10 protein-coding genes are annotated in these 16,329 nt (G+C 71.9%); 6 read left to right on the forward strand and 4 right to left on the reverse strand.

Features of this window, described 5'->3' with window-relative positions; translation table 11 throughout:
* Nucleotides 1–47: 47 nt before the first annotated feature.
* The 4 genes from AQJ64_RS06645 to AQJ64_RS06660 all read right to left on the reverse strand — a co-directional run bounded on the left by AQJ64_RS06645 (nucleotide 48) and on the right by AQJ64_RS06660 (nucleotide 6,006).
* Nucleotides 48–887, reverse strand: a complete 840-nt coding sequence (locus AQJ64_RS06645; RefSeq protein WP_055636434.1) for an endo alpha-1,4 polygalactosaminidase — start codon at nucleotides 885–887, stop codon at nucleotides 48–50.
* A complete protein-coding gene (locus AQJ64_RS06650; RefSeq protein ID WP_240512794.1) occupies nucleotides 884–2,332 on the reverse strand; it encodes a hypothetical protein in 1,449 nt (482 codons plus the stop codon). Before AQJ64_RS06650 ends, AQJ64_RS06645 begins: the two co-directional genes overlap by 4 nt.
* Nucleotides 2,329–3,846: a GT4 family glycosyltransferase PelF gene (gene pelF, locus AQJ64_RS06655; RefSeq protein ID WP_055636435.1), complete on the reverse strand. Its 1,518-nt coding sequence runs from the start codon at nucleotides 3,844–3,846 to the stop codon at nucleotides 2,329–2,331. The genes AQJ64_RS06650 and pelF overlap by 4 nt, the downstream gene beginning before the upstream one ends.
* A gap of 123 nt (nucleotides 3,847–3,969) precedes the next feature.
* The gene (locus AQJ64_RS06660; protein WP_055636436.1) at nucleotides 3,970–6,006 is read right to left on the reverse strand and encodes a hypothetical protein; all 2,037 of its coding nucleotides are present in this window, start codon (nucleotides 6,004–6,006) and stop codon (nucleotides 3,970–3,972) included.
* Between the two features lie 389 nt (nucleotides 6,007–6,395).
* Between AQJ64_RS06660 and AQJ64_RS06665 the strand changes: the two genes are divergently transcribed.
* The 6 genes from AQJ64_RS06665 to AQJ64_RS06690 all read left to right on the forward strand — a co-directional run bounded on the left by AQJ64_RS06665 (nucleotide 6,396) and on the right by AQJ64_RS06690 (nucleotide 16,321).
* Nucleotides 6,396–7,922: a leucyl aminopeptidase gene (locus tag AQJ64_RS06665; RefSeq protein WP_055636437.1), complete on the forward strand. Its 1,527-nt coding sequence runs from the start codon at nucleotides 6,396–6,398 to the stop codon at nucleotides 7,920–7,922.
* Nucleotides 7,923–8,193: 271 nt separating this feature from the next.
* Nucleotides 8,194–9,582: a dihydrolipoyl dehydrogenase gene (gene lpdA / locus AQJ64_RS06670; protein ID WP_055636438.1), complete on the forward strand. Its 1,389-nt coding sequence runs from the start codon at nucleotides 8,194–8,196 to the stop codon at nucleotides 9,580–9,582.
* A gap of 60 nt (nucleotides 9,583–9,642) precedes the next feature.
* Nucleotides 9,643–11,424 carry a 2-oxoglutarate dehydrogenase, E2 component, dihydrolipoamide succinyltransferase gene (sucB, locus tag AQJ64_RS06675; RefSeq protein ID WP_059202475.1) on the forward strand — a complete coding sequence of 594 codons (1,782 nt, stop codon included), beginning with the start codon at nucleotides 9,643–9,645 and terminating at the stop codon, nucleotides 11,422–11,424.
* A 232-nt stretch (nucleotides 11,425–11,656) separates the two neighbouring features.
* Nucleotides 11,657–12,280 (forward strand): GntR family transcriptional regulator, encoded by a 624-nt coding sequence (locus AQJ64_RS06680; RefSeq protein WP_055632373.1) that lies wholly within the window; start codon nucleotides 11,657–11,659, stop codon nucleotides 12,278–12,280.
* A 280-nt stretch (nucleotides 12,281–12,560) separates the two neighbouring features.
* Nucleotides 12,561–15,263 carry a pyruvate dehydrogenase (acetyl-transferring), homodimeric type gene (aceE, locus tag AQJ64_RS06685; RefSeq protein WP_059202476.1) on the forward strand — a complete coding sequence of 901 codons (2,703 nt, stop codon included), beginning with the start codon at nucleotides 12,561–12,563 and terminating at the stop codon, nucleotides 15,261–15,263.
* A gap of 80 nt (nucleotides 15,264–15,343) precedes the next feature.
* Nucleotides 15,344–16,321, forward strand: a complete 978-nt coding sequence (locus AQJ64_RS06690; protein WP_059202477.1) for a helix-turn-helix transcriptional regulator — start codon at nucleotides 15,344–15,346, stop codon at nucleotides 16,319–16,321.
* The last annotated feature ends 8 nt before the right edge of the window (nucleotides 16,322–16,329 follow it).

The following is a 16,329-nucleotide window of genomic DNA, read 5'->3' on the forward strand; positions in this document are numbered from 1 at the left end:
CGGCAGGCAATGTTTGCGCGACGGGGCGAACGTTGCCTGCCGCGGCACTAGCAGGCCTCGCGCCACACCCCCAGCTCGTACTTCTTCAGCAGCGAACTCAGTTCCAGTCGCCGGGACTCGGCGCAGAAGTCGCTGGTCGGGAGTTCGTACTCGACGTGGAAGACCGCCTTGTCCGCCTCGATGAACGGTGTCAGGTCCGCGCACTCGTCGTACTGCGCGCACTGCTCGTTGACCGCGAAGTCGAAGTCGTCGACGAGTGCGGGGATCTGGTCGAGGTCGTTCTTCAGGCCGACGGACATGCCCCGTTCGTGGGCGAGGCGGGCGAGCAGCCGGTTGTAGCGGAGCTGGTCGGCCGGCTTCAGCGGGAAGCCGGTGGTGTTCTTGTAGCCGTCCATGTTGTCCGGCTCGACCGCGTCGAAGCCCTTGTCCCGGCACATGTCGAGGCGCGCCGCCATCAGGGGTTCGAGGACGTCGACGGCGCGGATGTCGAGCCAGCGCTCGCCCTTCCAGCCGTTGCCCTTGCCGATCACCGACCTCGGGAAGTCGTCGGCGTCCGGGCGCCAGTCCTCCCAGGCGCCGGTGGACAGGTAGCAGATGACCTTGCGGCCGTCCCGGTGCAGTGCGGCGACGGTCTCCTCGGAGTGGTCGAAGCCGTCGATGTCGTACACCGGGACGTCCACGGAGGTGTCCAGTGTGCCGCTGAGCTGCCACTGCCAGTCGGTGCCGGGCCGGGGCTGCCAGCGCTTCCCCGCGGCCGTCCCGCCGGCCGCCGTCCTGTCGCCCGTGTCGCCCTTGCCGTCGTTGCCGTCGTTGCCGTCGGAGCCCGTCGTGCAGCCGGTGAGCAGCAGGAGCAGGGACGCGGTCGCGAGGAGGGATCGCGTGTTCATCGGTGGGCCGTCGCTCTTCCCAGGAGTGTGCGGACCAGCAGCGCCTGGACGGCGGCCGCCGTTGCGTACACCGTAAGGGCCACCCCGTGCGGGTCGGCGAGGTGGGTGAGCAGAGCGAGGGTCTGGGCGAGGGCGGCGGCGCAGCAGACGGCGGCCGTGCCGCGGACCGCGCCGAAGGACTGGAGCAGCAGCCCGGTCCACAGCACCACGCCCAGCAGGAGCAGGTCCGCGAGGCGTACGGCGGTCAGGCCGGGGGTGTCCGGCCACAGGGCGGTGGCGCTCAGCCCGAGGGCCAGGAGGACCAGCAGGTAGGCGGCGAGGCACTCGACGCCGGTGCGCAGGGTCGCCCGCCGGAAGGCGTGCGGGGTGCCCGTGGTGCGCAGTCCGGCCAGACTGCCGCTGCGGAAGCGGTACAGCAGCCATTCGGCGGGGCCCATGCTGAGGGTGAGCGCCACGGCGGAGGGGGCGGCGAGCGCGCTGTGCTCCTGCCCCGCCAGGACGTCGCCGAGGGCCGCGTACAGGACGAGGGCGCCGCTGCCGAGGCCGAACAGGGCGTACGGCAGGGAGGCTGCCGCTGCGGGGGCGTCGGACGCGGGGGCCGGCTTGCGCAGGGAGGGCGCGACCGAGAGCAGTCCGAGCAGCATCACCGCGGCCAGTGAGCCCACCAGGACGGTCAGGCCGAGTGGGTCCGGGACGGGGCGGGCCAGGGCCAGGAGGGCGCCCGCCGTGAGCGGGGCCAGGGCGGCCAGCAGGGCCCGTTCGCGGCCGAGGACGAGCAGGGTGGTGGAGGCGCCGAGGTAGCAGGACTGGCCGGCGGCGAAGGCCACGGCCGCCCCGTCGGCGGGCCCGGCGAACGCCAGCGCGGTCAGCGCGCCGAGCAGGGCGCCCAGCGGGGCCCCGACGAGGAGGCAGCGCCGGGCGGCCGGGCGGTCGCCCAGCCCCAGCCAGGCGTACGCCCGGTGGGACAGGCCCTGGTTCCAGGTCCAGCCGAACAGCGCGCCGGCCAGCAGCGGGACCGTCCCCGGCGGCAGGCCGAGGGCGCCGGGCGGGCCGGTGAGCAGCGGGGCGCCGAGGACGTACGCGAGGCCGGGCAGGGCGAAGGCGAGCCCGCGCAGGAGGCAGGCGCGCAGGTCGGCCCGCCAGGGGTCGTGCGGCGGTGCGTCGGGTTCCGGGTGGCGGCGCGGGACGCGGGCGTAGAGCTCCTCGGCGAGTGCGAAGGAGTTGCGCACACCGTAGCGTTCGCGGATCTGGTCGTCGGAGAGGCCGTCGGACTCCAGCACAGCGGCTATCTCGTCCGGGTGGACGGCGGCGGCCGCGAAGTCGCCGAGCTGTGCCGCGAGTCGGTCGAGGGGGTCGGGGGCGGCCCAGGAGGGGGTCCGCGCGGTGCGCTGCTGAGGGACGAGAGGCCGTGCGGCCGTCTCCCGGCCGGTGGTCCCGCGGTTCACCAGCCCGTCCCGTCCGTCGCCACGGCCCGGTACCACGGGTCGCGCAGTTCCTCGGTCCAGTCGGTGACCGTCTCGACCGTGGGCTCGTAGACGTCCAGGCCCGCGAGTTCCTGGTAGATCGTGCGGAAGTTGTCGACCGAACGCCGGAGCGTGAACCGGTCGATGACCCGTTGTCGGGACAACTCGCCTAGTCTCAGGCGCCGTTCGTCGTCCTTGAGGAGGGTCAGGGCGGCGGCGGCCAGCTTCTCCGGCTCGCGCGGCGGGACGACCAGACCGGTGTCGCCGACGGCCTCGCGCACTCCGCCGACGTCCGTCGACACCGTCGTACGGCCGCAGGACATGGCCTCGATGAGGGAGAACGGGAAGCCCTCGGAGATCGAGGACAGCATCACGACATGGCCGGCGGCGTAGGCGCGCGAGACGTCGGTGACGCGGCCCTCGAAGGTGAGGCCGTCGGTGACGCCGAGTTCGGCGGCGAGCTTCTCCAGCCGGGTCGCGTACTCCGCGCAGCCGGGGGCCACCGGGCCGAACAACCTCAGGCGGGTGTCGGGGAGTTCGGCGCGGACGACGGCGTAGGCGCGCAGCAGGGTCTCCAGGTCCTTGATGGGGTCGATGCGGCCGCACCAGGCCAGGGTGGGCGTGTCGGGCTCGGGTCCGGCGTGCGGGAAGGCGTGCGGGTCGACGCCGTTGTAGACCGTGCGGATCTTCCGGGGATCGGCGCCGCCGCGCTCCTCCCAGCGGCGGTTGTACTGGTTGCAGGGCGTGATGAGGTCCGCCGCGCGGTAGCCGAGGGAGTTCAGGGCGCGGTGGAAGCCGAGCATGAAGGCCTTCACCGGCCAGCGCCGTGCCTCGCGGCGGCTGCCGAGGTAGCGCTCGCGCAGATAGATGCCGTGCTCGGTGAGGAGGAACGGGACGCCGTCGAAGTGGCGGGCGGCGAGGGCGGGCAGGGTGGCGAGGCCGCTGCTGACGGCGTGCGCGACCGAGTCGCCGGGGACCCGGAAGCCCAGCGGGCGCAGGGCGTGTTCCAGCAGGTCGATGGCGGTGAGCGCGTCGTGCACGGTGGGGGCGGCGGCCGCGGTGGGCAGATGCGGCATCGTCCATGTCGCCAGCAGGGAGCGCAGCGCGGTCTCGGTGCGCAGGGCCGCCGACAGCCGGCCCTCGCGGGCGAGTGCGGCCAGTTCGTAGAGGCTCTCGCCGAAGTCGCAGGGTGACTCGGGGTCGAGGATCGACAGCAGCAGACGTTCGTGGGCGTCGCCGAAGCGGCGCAGGTCCCTGCCGTACGGCGGCCGGTCGCGGCCGGGGCGCGGGCCCCAGGTCGGCACGGAGCTGTGGCGGCGGACGTTGGGCGGCAGCTCCCAGGTCACGGGTTCGCGGCCGCTGCCGGAGAGCGAGACGACGTGGAAGTCCACCTCCGGCATGCCCTTGACCAGTTGGTCGCACCAGGTGCTGACCCCGCCGTGGACGAGCGGGTAGGTGCCTTCGGTGAGCATGGTGACGCTTCGGCCTGTGCGCATGGCTGCGCCGCTTCCCCCCTGTTTTTCGCGGATGTGGAGAGGGGAACTGCGGACCGGATGCCGGGTGCTGGTCTGCTGTGGCTGGTCGCGCAGTTCCCCGCGCCCCCTTGGGGGCGTTGGTGGTTACGGCAGCTTCAGCGTGACCGCGCTCTGGAGGCCGCTCACGACCGTCCAGTCCGAGCGGCGGCCGGCGTACGGGGTGCCGAACGCGGTGGTGACGAGGAGCTGCTGCTTCTTCGTGCCCTCGGGCACCGTGACCGGGATCTGGGTGCCGTTCGGCGCGGTGATCGTCACCGTGTTGCCGATGCGGTACGCGGTCACCTTGTTGGCGGCGACGGCGGCCTGCCAGGCGGCGCGGCGCTGGAGTTCGGTGCCGATGGCGCTCTGGCGGAGGTTCTCCAGGGGGGTGTTGTCGGCGAACAGGGCCTTGTAGTCGGCGAGGACCTTGTCCATGACCGGGTAGAGGAGACGGTCCTCGGCCAGGTTGGACTGGTGGGCGTAGTGCGGCCGGGGGTCGTTGCTGATGGCGTGGCCCAGGTCGGTGCGGGCCTCCTGCGGGACGATGTAGTCGTCGTAGCCGGTGGCCGTGTCCAGGGGCTGGGAGAGGCAGGTGGAGGAGGCGTTGCCCTCGCAGACACCGCTGCCGCCGTTCGCCTTCGCGGTGTAGATCCAGTTGTACTCGTCGGCCATCTCGGCCTTGGTGCCCGTGTTGTAGTACACGTTCATCGGGTACCGCGGCACGGTCAGCGCGTTGCCCACCGCGCGCTGCGCGGGCTCGCGCGAGTTGTCCGAGGCGATCCACTTGACGCCGTTGTCGGAGAGGGCGCGGGCCAGGTTCGGGTTGTCGTCCGGCTGCTGCGGCAGCGTCCTGAGGCCCGAGTGCTCGCCGGTGACCAGCTCGGTGCGGTCGATCGGCAGGCCCTTGGCCGCCGCCCAGTCGTTGTTGTCGCGGATCTGCGCGGAGATGTCGGCGCGGCTCATGTACTGCGTCGAGCCGTCGGCGTTCTTCGCGCAGCTCCACGGCACGGTGGAGGTGTCCTGGACACAGCCGAGGAACGGGTGGGTGTAGGTGTGGTTGATCCAGCGGTACTTGGCCTTGTCGGCGAGGAGCCGGTCGGCCATGGCGTCGGTGCCGCCGTTCTCGGTCTTCCACTCCTCCCCGGCGCCGGCGTTGTACACCATGTCCATGGTGAAGCCGTGTTCCTGCTGCCACTGGGCGGCGTAGGCCGCGTCGGCGGCCGTCATCCGGATCGGGGTGCCGTCGTCGTCCCCGCCGCCGACGCAGTCGATGTCGCCGGGCGTGCAGTTGCGCGCGGCGTCCCAGCGGGCGTCGGGCGCGAACACGTCGTCGACGTGGACGGCGAAGTAGTTGCGGGCCTGGCCCAGGTGGACACCCTGGGTGAGCCACTCGACGATGCCGCGGGCGAGCAGCCGGAACTGCTGCTGGTACTCGTTGTAGGCGAACGTCACGACCAGCTCGCGGCGTCCGTCGTGGGCGTACTCGCCGACCAGGCTGCCGGTCCCGCCGCCCCCCGGCAGCGGTGCGTCGACATAGCTGGTGTAGCCGGCCCTGGGCGCCGCCAGGTAGCCGTAACTCTCGCCGATCGTGGGCGAGTTGTCCTCGAAGGTGAAGCCGCCGTCGAGGTAGCCGAACCAGCCGGACCTGCCGGCCGTGGTCACGGACGCCTGCTGCCCGTCGAGGGAGCCGGAGTAGTTCGCGTACTCCAGGCCGACCTCGGGGTGCGCCCAGGTGTAGGCGTCGACCTGCGGGATGCCGTACGTCTTCTCGTACGTCTCCAGCGCGGTCTGCTCGGCCGAACCGGCGCCGAACGGTGCCTCGTTGGGCAGTACGACGCCCTGGAACCTCGCCCTCGGGGTCCCGTTCACGGTGTCGGCCAGGAAGGCCGCGGTGATCGTCGGCCGGCTCGCGGAGTTCAGGTCGACGACGGTGTACGGGATGCCGGTGCTCTTCAGCTGGGCGGTGATGGCCTGCACGGGGGTGTCCCCGTTGTCCACGACCAGGACCCTCAGGTCGATCCGCGGCTCCCCTGCCGCGGCGGCGCCGGGTGCCGCCCCCAGACTCAGCGCCGTCAGCCCCGCGGCCGCCATGAAGGCGGCGGCGTTCTTGGCGTTTCTCCACATGCGCGCACGCTGCGCCATGGTGTGTCCTCCCCCAGAGATGGATCTCCTCGCGCGGGCAGCAGGCATGGCTGTGCCGATACGGCGAAGGATCCGTGGAAATCGTGTGAAACAGCGAAGTGATCTCTCGCTGGACCCGACGAGTGTGACCCACCTCATGGAGTGCGAGGATCCAGAAATGGCTACGACGCCACAGACAGGTGAACGCTCGCGTGCATGAGCGAATGCGCAGGCACGCGTAGGCTCGTTGCGGGGTTCGTCACGCCGGTTCGCCGCGCCGATGCGACGCACCCCGGATGCGACCGCTCCTCCGGCCGAGATCAGACACCGTCTAGGGTCTGCTGCCGGGCCCGGTCGACCCACCCGTTCCGGCCACAGCAACTCCACATCGGAAGCGAGATTTCACCACCGTGACTGCTCTCACTCTCAGCACCGCCGCGGCGCCCGGCCTTCGGGCCGACGCGATCGTGATCGGTGTCGCCAAGGGCGTAAAGGGCCCGATCGTTGCCCCGGGCTCCGAGCCCGTCGACCAGGCCTACGACGGCCGCCTCGCGGGCGTGCTGGAAACCCTCGGTGCCACCGGCGCCGAGGGCGAGGTCACGAAGCTGCCCGCCCCGGCCGGCTTCAAGGCTCCGCTCGTGCTCGCGGTGGGGCTGGGCGCGGAGCCCGAGAAGGACGCCTCCTACGACGCCGAGGCGCTGCGCAGGGCGGCCGGCGTGGCCGCCCGCGCCCTCACCGGCTCCAAGAAGGCCGCCTTCGCCCTGCCCCTGACGGACGCCGGCGACGTCGGCGCGGTCGCCGAGGGCGTGGTGCTGGGCGCCTACTCCTTCGACGCCTACAAGCAGAACGGCGCCGACGCCAGGGCGAAGAACGCCAAGGCGCCGCTCGCCGAGGCCGCCCTGCTCGGCGGGAAGCCGCGCGACGCCGCCCACAAGGCCGCGCTCGCCCGTGCCACCGCCGTCGGCGAGGAGCTCAACCGGGCCCGCGACCTCATCAACATGCCGCCGAACGACCTCGACCCCGAGGCGTTCGCCACCCTGGCGCAGACCGCGGCCAAGGAGCACGGCATCAAGGTCCAGGTGCTCGACGAGAAGGCCCTCGCCAAGGGCGGCTACGGCGGCATCCTGGGCGTCGGCGGCGGCTCCGCCGCGGCCCCGCGCCTGGTCAAGCTGTCGTACACCTCCTCGAAGGCGGACAAGCACCTCGCCTTCGTCGGCAAGGGCATCACCTACGACTCGGGCGGCATCTCGCTGAAGCCGGCCGGTCACAACGAGACGATGAAGTGCGACATGAGCGGTGCGGCGGCGGTCTTCGCCGCCGTGGTCGCCGCCGCACGGCTCGGCCTCGAGGTCAACGTCACCGGCTGGCTGGCGCTGGCCGAGAACATGCCGTCCGGCACCGCCACCCGCCCGGGTGACGTGCTGCGCATGTTCAGCGGCAAGACCGTGGAGGTGCTGAACACCGACGCGGAGGGCCGGCTGGTCCTCGCGGACGCGCTGTGGGCGGCGTCCCAGGAGAAGCCGGACGCGATCGTCGACGTGGCGACGCTGACCGGCGCGATGATGCTGGCGCTGGGCAGCCGGACGTTCGGCGTGATGGCCAACGACGACGCGTTCCGCACGACGGTGTACGAGGCCGCCGAGGAGGTCGGCGAGCCGGCCTGGCCGATGCCGCTGCCGGAGCACCTGCGCAAGGGCATGGACTCCGCCACCGCCGACATCGCGAACATGGGTGAGCGGATGGGCGGCGGGCTGGTCGCCGGGCTGTTCCTGCGGGAGTTCGTGGGCGAGGGGATCACCTGGGCGCACCTGGACATCGCCGGGCCCGCGTTCAACGAGGGCGGGCCCTTCGGGTACACGCCGAAGGGTGGTACCGGGACCGCGGTGCGGACGCTGGTGCGGCTCGCGGAGCTGACCGCCGCGGGTGAGCTGGGCTGACGCCCGCCTGACAACTCGGGTCATACCGTCGCATGGCGGCTACAGGGGCGTGGGGGCCGGTCGCGCGGTTCCCCGCGCCCCTTCGGGGCGCTCATCTGAACGTGGGACGTCTCACACCCCGGCCCCGTGTCTCACCGGCCTCCGACAAGTGCGAGGATGGGGCTCGGCAGGACAGGGCCCCCACCACAGGGCCGGAGAAAGAGCGGCCGGACACCAGCCGCCGGCGGTCAGCGACGACCGGCGCACGGCGCACATGCATGGAGGACGTGACGTGGCGAACGACGCCAGCACCGTTTTCGACCTAGTGATCCTCGGCGGTGGTAGTGGCGGTTACGCCGCGGCCCTGCGCGGGGCGCAGCTGGGCCTGGACGTCGCCCTGATCGAGAAGGACAAGGTCGGCGGCACCTGCCTGCACCGGGGTTGCATCCCCACCAAGGCCCTGCTGCACGCGGGCGAGGTCGCCGACCAGGCTCGCGAGAGCGCGCAGTTCGGCGTCAAGGCCACCTTCGAGGGCATCGACGTCGCCGGGGTCCACAAGTACAAGGACGGCGTGATCTCCGGCCTGTACAAGGGCCTCCAGGGTCTCATCGCCTCCCGGAAGGTGACGTACATCGAGGGTGAGGGCCGTCTGTCCTCCCCGACCTCCGTCGACGTGAACGGGCAGCGCGTCCAGGGCCGTCACATCCTGCTGGCGACCGGCTCCGTGCCGAAGTCGCTGCCGGGCCTGGAGATCGACGGCAACCGGATCATCTCCTCCGACCACGCTCTCGTCCTGGACCGCGTGCCGAAGTCCGCGATCATCCTGGGCGGCGGTGTCATCGGCGTCGAGTTCGCCTCGGCGTGGAAGTCCTTCGGCGCGGACGTCACCGTCATCGAGGGTCTCAAGCACCTCGTCCCGGTCGAGGACGAGAACAGCTCCAAGCTTCTTGAGCGCGCGTTCCGCAAGCGCGGCATCAAGTTCAACCTGGGCACCTTCTTCTCGAAGGCCGAGTACACCGCCGACGGCGTCAAGGTCACCCTGGCCGACGGCAAGGAGTTCGAGGCCGAGATCCTGCTGGTCGCGGTCGGCCGCGGCCCGGTCTCCGCCGGTCTCGGCTACGAGGAGCAGGGCGTCGCGATGGACCGCGGCTATGTCCTGGCCGACGAATACATGCGGACGAACATCCCCACCATCTCCGCCGTCGGCGACCTGGTCCCGACCCTCCAGCTCGCGCACGTCGGTTTCGCCGAGGGCATCCTGGTGGCGGAGCGCCTGGCCGGTCTGAAGACCGTCCCGATCGACTACGACGGTGTCCCGCGGGTGACGTACTGCCACCCGGAGGTCGCCTCCGTGGGCATCACCGAGGCCAAGGCCAAGGAGCTCTACGGCGCGGACAAGGTCGTCGCCATCAAGTTCCCGCTCGGCGGCAACGGCAAGAGCCGGATCCTCAACACCACGGGCGAGATCAAGCTCGTCCAGGTGAAGGACGGCGCCGTGGTCGGCGTCCACATGGTCGGCGACCGTATGGGTGAGCAGGTCGGCGAGGCCCAGCTGATCTACAACTGGGAAGCGCTGCCCTCCGAGGTCGCCCAGCTCATCCACGCCCACCCGACGCAGAACGAGGCGCTCGGCGAGGCCCACATGGCCCTGGCCGGCAAGCCGCTGCACGCGCACGACTGACCCCTCGGTCGACGAAGCGACGACACAGACTTCCGCAACTCGTAAGGAGCAACCGAAACCATGGCGGTTTCCGTAACCCTTCCGGCGCTCGGTGAGAGCGTCACCGAGGGCACCGTCACCCGCTGGCTGAAGGCCGAGGGTGAGCGCGTAGAGGCCGACGAGCCGCTGCTCGAGGTCTCCACCGACAAGGTCGACACCGAGATCCCCGCGCCCGCCGCGGGCATCCTGGCGTCCATCAAGGTCGCCGAGGACGAGACCGTCGAGGTGGGCGCCGAGCTGGCGATCATCGACGACGGCACCGGCGCCCCGGCCGCCGCCCCGGCACCGGCCGCCGAGCCCGCCGCGGCTCCGGCCCCGGCCCCGGCCCCCGTGGCCGAGGCCCCGGCCGCCCCGGCCCCCGCCCCCGCCGCCGAGGCCCCCGCCCCCGCTGCGGCCGGTGGCGCGTCCGGCACGGACGTGGTCCTGCCCGCGCTCGGTGAGTCCGTCACCGAGGGCACCGTCACCCGCTGGCTGAAGGAGGTCGGCGAAGAGGTCGCGGAGGACGAGCCCCTGCTCGAGGTCTCCACGGACAAGGTCGACACCGAGATCCCGGCGCCGGTCGCCGGCGTCCTGCTGGAGATCGTCGTCGGTGAGGACGAGACCGCCGAGGTCGGCGCCAAGCTCGCCGTCATCGGCGCCCCGGGCGCGGCTCCGGCCCCGGCCGCCCCGGCCCCGGCGCCCGCCGCCGCTGCCCCGGCCGCTCCCGCCGCCCCGGCTCCGGCCCCGGCTGCTCCGGCCGCCCCGGCCGCCGCCGCCCCGGCTCCGGTCCAGCCCGCGGCTCCGGCCCCCGCGCCGGTCGCCCCGGCCCCGGTCGCCCCGGCGCCCGTGGCTCCCGCGCCCGCCGCCGCCCAGCCCACCGACGAGGGTGCGTACGTCACCCCGCTGGTGCGCAAGCTCGCCGCCGAGAACGGCGTCGACCTGGGCTCCGTCAAGGGCACCGGGGTCGGCGGTCGTATCCGCAAGCAGGACGTCCTCGCCGCCGCCGAGGCCGCGAAGGCCGCCGTCGCTCCGGCTCCGGCCGCGGCTGTGACTGCCGGAGGCCCTGCCGCCGCGAAGAAGGCCCCGGCGCTGGAGGTCTCCCCCCTGCGCGGCCAGACCGTCAAGATGCCCCGCATCCGCAAGGTCATCGGCGACAACATGGTCAAGGCGCTGCACGAGCAGGCGCAGCTGTCCTCGGTCGTCGAGGTCGACGTCACCCGTCTGATGCGGCTGCGTGCCCAGGCCAAGGACTCCTTCGCCGCGCGCGAGGGCGTCAAGCTCTCCCCGATGCCGTTCTTCGTGAAGGCGGCGGCCCAGGCGCTGAAGGCCCACCCGGTCATCAACGCCAAGATCAACGAGGCCGAGGGCACGATCACCTACTTCGACTCCGAGAACGTCGGCATCGCGGTGGACTCGGAGAAGGGCCTGATGACCCCGGTCATCAAGGGCGCCGGCGACCTCAACATCGCGGGCATCGCCAAGGCCACGGCCGACCTGGCCGGCAAGGTCCGCGGCAACAAGATCACCCCGGACGAGCTGTCCGGCGCGACCTTCACCATCTCCAACACCGGTTCGCGCGGTGCGCTCTTCGACACGATCATCGTGCCGCCGGGCCAGGTCGCGATCCTCGGCATCGGTGCCACGGTGAAGCGTCCGGCCGTCATCGAGACGGCGGAGGGCACGGTCATCGGCGTCCGCGACATGACGTACCTGACCCTGTCCTACGACCACCGCCTGGTCGACGGCGCCGACGCGGCCCGTTACCTGACCGCGGTCAAGTCGATCCTGGAGGCGGGCGAGTTCGAGGTCGAGCTCGGCCTCTGATCACCGCATCAGGCAGTACGGCGCCCCGCCCGGGTTTCCTGGGCGGGGCGCCGCTTTTGCAGCACGGGCCGGCCTCATCCCGTACCGGCCCGACGGCGGACCCGATCATGTGCGCCATGTCTCACCTGCGTAAAAGCGCCCCCGCCCGCCTGACCGGCGGCGTGAACCGGCCGTATTGTCTAAACGTCAACGCCCCCGGGGCCCAAGGGCGGCCCCTGTCTAAGGAGCACTCATGACCGCGCCCGTCGTCCACTCGCTGCGCGAGCAGATCCGCGAGCACATCGTGGAGGGGATCGTCAGCGGGCGCTGGAAGCCGGGCGAGCGGATCGTGGAGCGGCGGATCGCCACCGAGCTGGAGGTCAGCCAGACCCCGGTGCGCGAGGCGCTGCGCGAGCTGGAGAGCCTGCGCCTGATCGAGTCCGCGCCGAACAAGGGCGTCCGGGTGCGCAACCTGACCGCGGCCGACCTGGAGGAGAGCTACCCGGTGCGGGCCGGTCTGGAGGCCATCGCCGCCGAGCTGGCGGCCCAGCGGCTGGCCGAGGACTGCTCGGCGCTGGAGCCGCACGTCGCCGCGCTCTACGAGGCCGACCGCAACGCCGACGGCACCGCCCAGGTCCGCCACACCGTCGGCTTCCACCGCGAGCTGGTCCGGGCCGCCGGCAACTCGGTGCTGCTGCACACCTGGGAGGGCCTCGGCATCGAGGTGTTCACCGCGCTGTCCATCCGCTGGCTGGGCACGGTGCAGCAGTCGTACGCGGAGGAGCACGAGGAGCTGGTCCAGGCGTTCCGGCGCCGGGACCCGAGGATCGCCGAGCTGGTGAAGGCGCATGTCCTCGGCTGCGCTCCCCGCGCCTAGGGCGGGTTCAGTGGAGCGTACACACGCTCATGCGTGTGCCCCCACCTGCGAAAACGCCCGATATAAGCGGCACCGGGTGCCTGTCCGAAAGACACCCCGTGCCGACTTTCTCGGAATCGAGAGGTTTTTCCCTTCAACCCTTTGATCGATCATCGATCAGGGAGTTAGAGTCGCCGACGGACTCCCACCGGAGTCCGCCAGCCCTGTCCTGCCAAAGACCTAGGGCACCCCCGAACCCTTACCGATGAGGGAACCCCCTTCGACTGAGGAAGGCGGCGACATGACCGACCCCAACGCCATCCAGCCCAGCGAGCTCGACCAGCTCCCGGACCGTGACCCGGAGGAGACCGCCGAATGGCAGGCCTCGCTGGACGCGGTCGCCAAGGCGGCCGGCCCGCACCGTGCCGCGTACCTGATGCGCCGCACGCTGGAGAGGGCGGAGGGCAACGGCATCACGCTGCCGAAGCTCCTCGAGACCGACTACGTCAACACCATCCCCACCGCCGCCGAGCCGTCCGCGCCCGGTGACGAGGAGACGGAGCGGAAGATCACCGCGTGGAACCGCTGGAACGCGGCCGCGATGGTGACGCGCGGATCGAAATACGGCGTCGGCGGCCACATCGCCACCTTCGCCTCCGCGGCCTGGCTGTACGAGACCGGCTTCAACCACTTCTTCCAGGGCAAGGAGGCGGACGGGTCCGGCGACCAGCTCTACATCCAGGGCCACGCCTCCCCCGGCATCTACGCCCGCGCCTTCCTCGACGGCCGGCTGACCGAGTCCCACCTGGACAACTTCCGCCGCGAGTCCGGCGGCAACGGCCTGCCGTCCTACCCGCACCCGCGCCGCCTGCCCTGGCTGTGGGAGTTCCCGACCGTCTCCATGGGCCTCGGCCCGCTGTCGGCGATCTACCAGGCCCGGTTCAACCGGTATCTGACCCACCGCGGCATCAAGGACGTCTCCGCGTCCCACGTCTGGGCCTTCCTCGGCGACGGCGAGATGGACGAGCCCGAGTCGACGGCGGCACTCGCACTCGCCTCCCGCGAGGGCCTGGACAACCTGACCTTCGTCATCAACTGCAACCTCCAGCGCCTCGACGGCCCGGTCCGCGCCAACTTCAAGATCGTGCAGGAGCTGGAGGCCCAGTTCCGCGGCGCCGGCTGGAACGTGATCAAGACGCTGTGGGGCAACGCCTGGGACGAGCTGTTCCGGCTCGACACCACCGGTGCGCTCGTCCGCCGGCTCCGCGAGGTGCCGGACGCCCAGGTGCAGACGTACCAGACCCGCGACGCCGCATACATCCGCCAGGACTTCTTCGGCAAGGACCCGGCGCTCGTCGAGATGGCGAAACTGCTGTCCGACGACAAGATCCTGGAGTGTTTCCACCTCTCCCGCGGTGGTCACGAGGCGCGCAAGGTCTACGCCGCCTACAAGGCCGCCGTCGAGTTCAAGGGCGCGCCGACCGTGATCCTGGCCCAGACCGTCAAGGGCCACACCCTCGGCGAGGGCTTCGCGTCGAAGAACGCCAACCACCAGATGAAGAAGCTGACGGTGGACGAGTTCAAGGCGATGCGGGATCTGCTCGAACTGCCCATCAAGGACAGCGACTTCACCGACGGCGTGGTGCCCTACGGCCACCCCGGCGCCGACTCCCCGGAGGTCCGCTACCTCCAGGAGCGCCGCGCGGCCCTCGGCGGCCCGGCCCCGGCCCGCCGGGTGCACCCGCTGGCCCCGCTGCCCGCCCCGGCGGAGAAGGCGTTCGCCTCCTTCGACAAGGGCTCCGGCTCGCAGAACGTGGCCACCACCATGGCCTTCGTCCGCCTGATCAAGGACCTGGTCCGCGACAAGGAGACGGGGAAGCGCTGGGTGCCGATCGTCCCGGACGAGGCGCGCACCTTCGGCATGGAGAGCCTGTTCCCCTCCCTGGGCATCTACTCCCCCAAGGGCCAGACGTACGAGCCGGTCGACCGCGACCAGCTGATGTACTACAAGGAGGCCAGGAACGGCCAGATCCTCAACGAGGGGATCACCGAGGCCGGTTCGATGGCCGACTTCATCGCCGCGTCCACCGCGTACTCCACGCACGGCGAAGCGATGATCCCGTTCTACATCTTCTACTCAATGTTCGGCTGGCAGCGCACCGCCGACCAGATGTGGCAGCTCGGCGACCAGCTCGGCCGCGGCTTCCTGGTCGGCGCCACGGCGGGCCGTACGACGCTGACGGGCGAGGGTCTCCAGCACGCCGACGGCCACTCCCCGGTCATCGCCGCGACCAACCCGGCCGCACTGACGTACGACCCGGCGTTCGCGTACGAGATCGCCGTGATCGTCAAGGACGGTCTGCGCCGGATGTACGGCGAGGCCGCCCCGGGTGAGGACCCGAACGTCTTCTACTACCTGACGGTCTACAACGAGCCGCTGCCGCAGCCCGCGAAGCCGACCGGACCCGGTGTCGACGAGGGTGTCGTCAAGGGCCTGTACCGCTTCAACACGGCGGAGTCGGCGGGCCTGTCCCCGGCGGCGAACGCCCCGCGCATCCAGCTGCTGGGCTCCGGTACGGCGATCCACTGGACGCTCCAGGCGCAGCGGCTGCTCGCCGAGGAGTGGGGTGTGGCCGCCGACGTGTGGTCCGCGACCTCCTGGTCCGAGCTGCGCCGGGACGCGCTGGAGGCCGACGCGGCGCTGCTGCGCGGCGAGGAGCGCATCCCGTACGTCCGGCAGGTGCTGCACGGCGCCGAGGGCCCGGTGCTCGCGGTCTCCGACTACATGCGTCAGGTCCCGGACCAGATCGCGCAGTGGGTCGAGCAGGACTGGTCCTCGCTGGGCGCGGACGGCTTCGGTCTCTCCGACACCCGTGAGGGCGCCCGCCGCCACTTCGGTGTGGACGCCCAGTCGGTGGTCGTCGCGGCCCTGGCCCAGCTGGCCCGGCGCGGCGAGGTCAAGGCCACCGCGGTGAAGGAGGCGCGCGAGCGCTACGGCCTGTAGTAGGTCACGGTTTAGGGAAGGGGTGTGCGGCGACTGCCGTACGCCCCTTTCCGGTGGGCGGGCACCGGCATCATGACCGTATGCGCGCTGCCCGCCTCATCAAGATGGTGCTGCTCCTCCAGTCCCGCCCCGCCATGACCGGCGCCGAGCTGGCGCGGGAGCTGGAGGTGTCCGAGCGGACCGTCACCCGGGACGCGCAGGCGCTGTCGGAGGCCGGCGTTCCGGTGTACGCGGAACGGGGCCGGGCCGGGGGCTACCGGCTGGTCGGCGGGTACCGCACCGGCCTGACCGGGCTGGCCCGCAGTGAGGCGGAGGCGCTGTTCCTGAGCGGGGTGCCGGGGGCGCTGCGGGAGATGGGGCTGGAGGACGCCGCCTCGGCGGCCCGGCTGAAGGTGTCCGCCGCGCTGCTGCCCTCGCTGCGGGACGCCCCGAAGGCGGCGGCGCAGCGGTTCCATCTGGACGCGCCCGCGTGGTTCCGGGAGCCGGAGACCCCGGGGGCGCTGGCGGTGCTCGCGGAGGCGGTGTGGGACGACCGGTGTGTGCGGGCGCGCTACCGGCGCGGGGAGGGCGAGGTCGAGCGGGAGCTGGAGCCGTACGGGCTCGTGCTGAAGGCGGGGGTCTGGTACCTGTGCGCGCGGGTGGGCGGGGCCGGGGCCTTCCGGACGTACCGTATCGACCGGTTTGTCGGGATCGAGGATCTGAAGGATCGTTTCAGCCGGGACGAGGACTTCGATCTGCCGGCGTTCTGGGGCGAGCAGGCGGAACGGTTCGCGCGCTCGATCCTGCGCGCGGAGGTCGTCGTACGGCTGTCGGAGGCCGGGCTGCGCGCGCTGCCGCACACCGTGGATCCGGTGGCCGCCCGGGACGCGCTGGCGACGGCCGGGGAGCCCGATGCGCGGGGCCGGGTGACGCTGACCCTGCGGGTGGAGTCGGAGAACGTGGCGCACAGCCAGCTCACGGGGCTCGGCGCCGAGGCCGAGGTGGTCTCCCCCGAGTCCCTGCGGCGGCGGTTCGCCGAGGACGCGGGACGACTGGCGGAGTTGTACGGACGAGCGTGACAATCCCC

The sequence above is a fragment of the Streptomyces griseoruber genome (assembly GCF_001514205.1).
Lineage (GTDB): Bacteria > Actinomycetota > Actinomycetes > Streptomycetales > Streptomycetaceae > Streptomyces > Streptomyces griseoruber.

Bases quoted from the DNA above. Each gene is read 5' to 3' on its own strand.
- AQJ64_RS06645 (WP_055636434.1), bottom strand. From the start codon at position 887: ATGAACACGCGATCCCTCCTCGCGACCGCGTCCCTGCTCCTGCTGCTC.
- pelF (WP_055636435.1), bottom strand. From the start codon at position 3,846: ATGCGCACAGGCCGAAGCGTCACCATGCTCACCGAAGGCACCTACCCG.
- AQJ64_RS06660 (WP_055636436.1), bottom strand. From the start codon at position 6,006: ATGGCGCAGCGTGCGCGCATGTGGAGAAACGCCAAGAACGCCGCCGCC.
- sucB (WP_059202475.1), top strand. From the start codon at position 9,643: ATGGCGGTTTCCGTAACCCTTCCGGCGCTCGGTGAGAGCGTCACCGAG.
- AQJ64_RS06680 (WP_055632373.1), top strand. From the start codon at position 11,657: ATGACCGCGCCCGTCGTCCACTCGCTGCGCGAGCAGATCCGCGAGCAC.
- aceE (WP_059202476.1), top strand. From the start codon at position 12,561: ATGACCGACCCCAACGCCATCCAGCCCAGCGAGCTCGACCAGCTCCCG.
- AQJ64_RS06690 (WP_059202477.1), top strand. From the start codon at position 15,344: ATGCGCGCTGCCCGCCTCATCAAGATGGTGCTGCTCCTCCAGTCCCGC.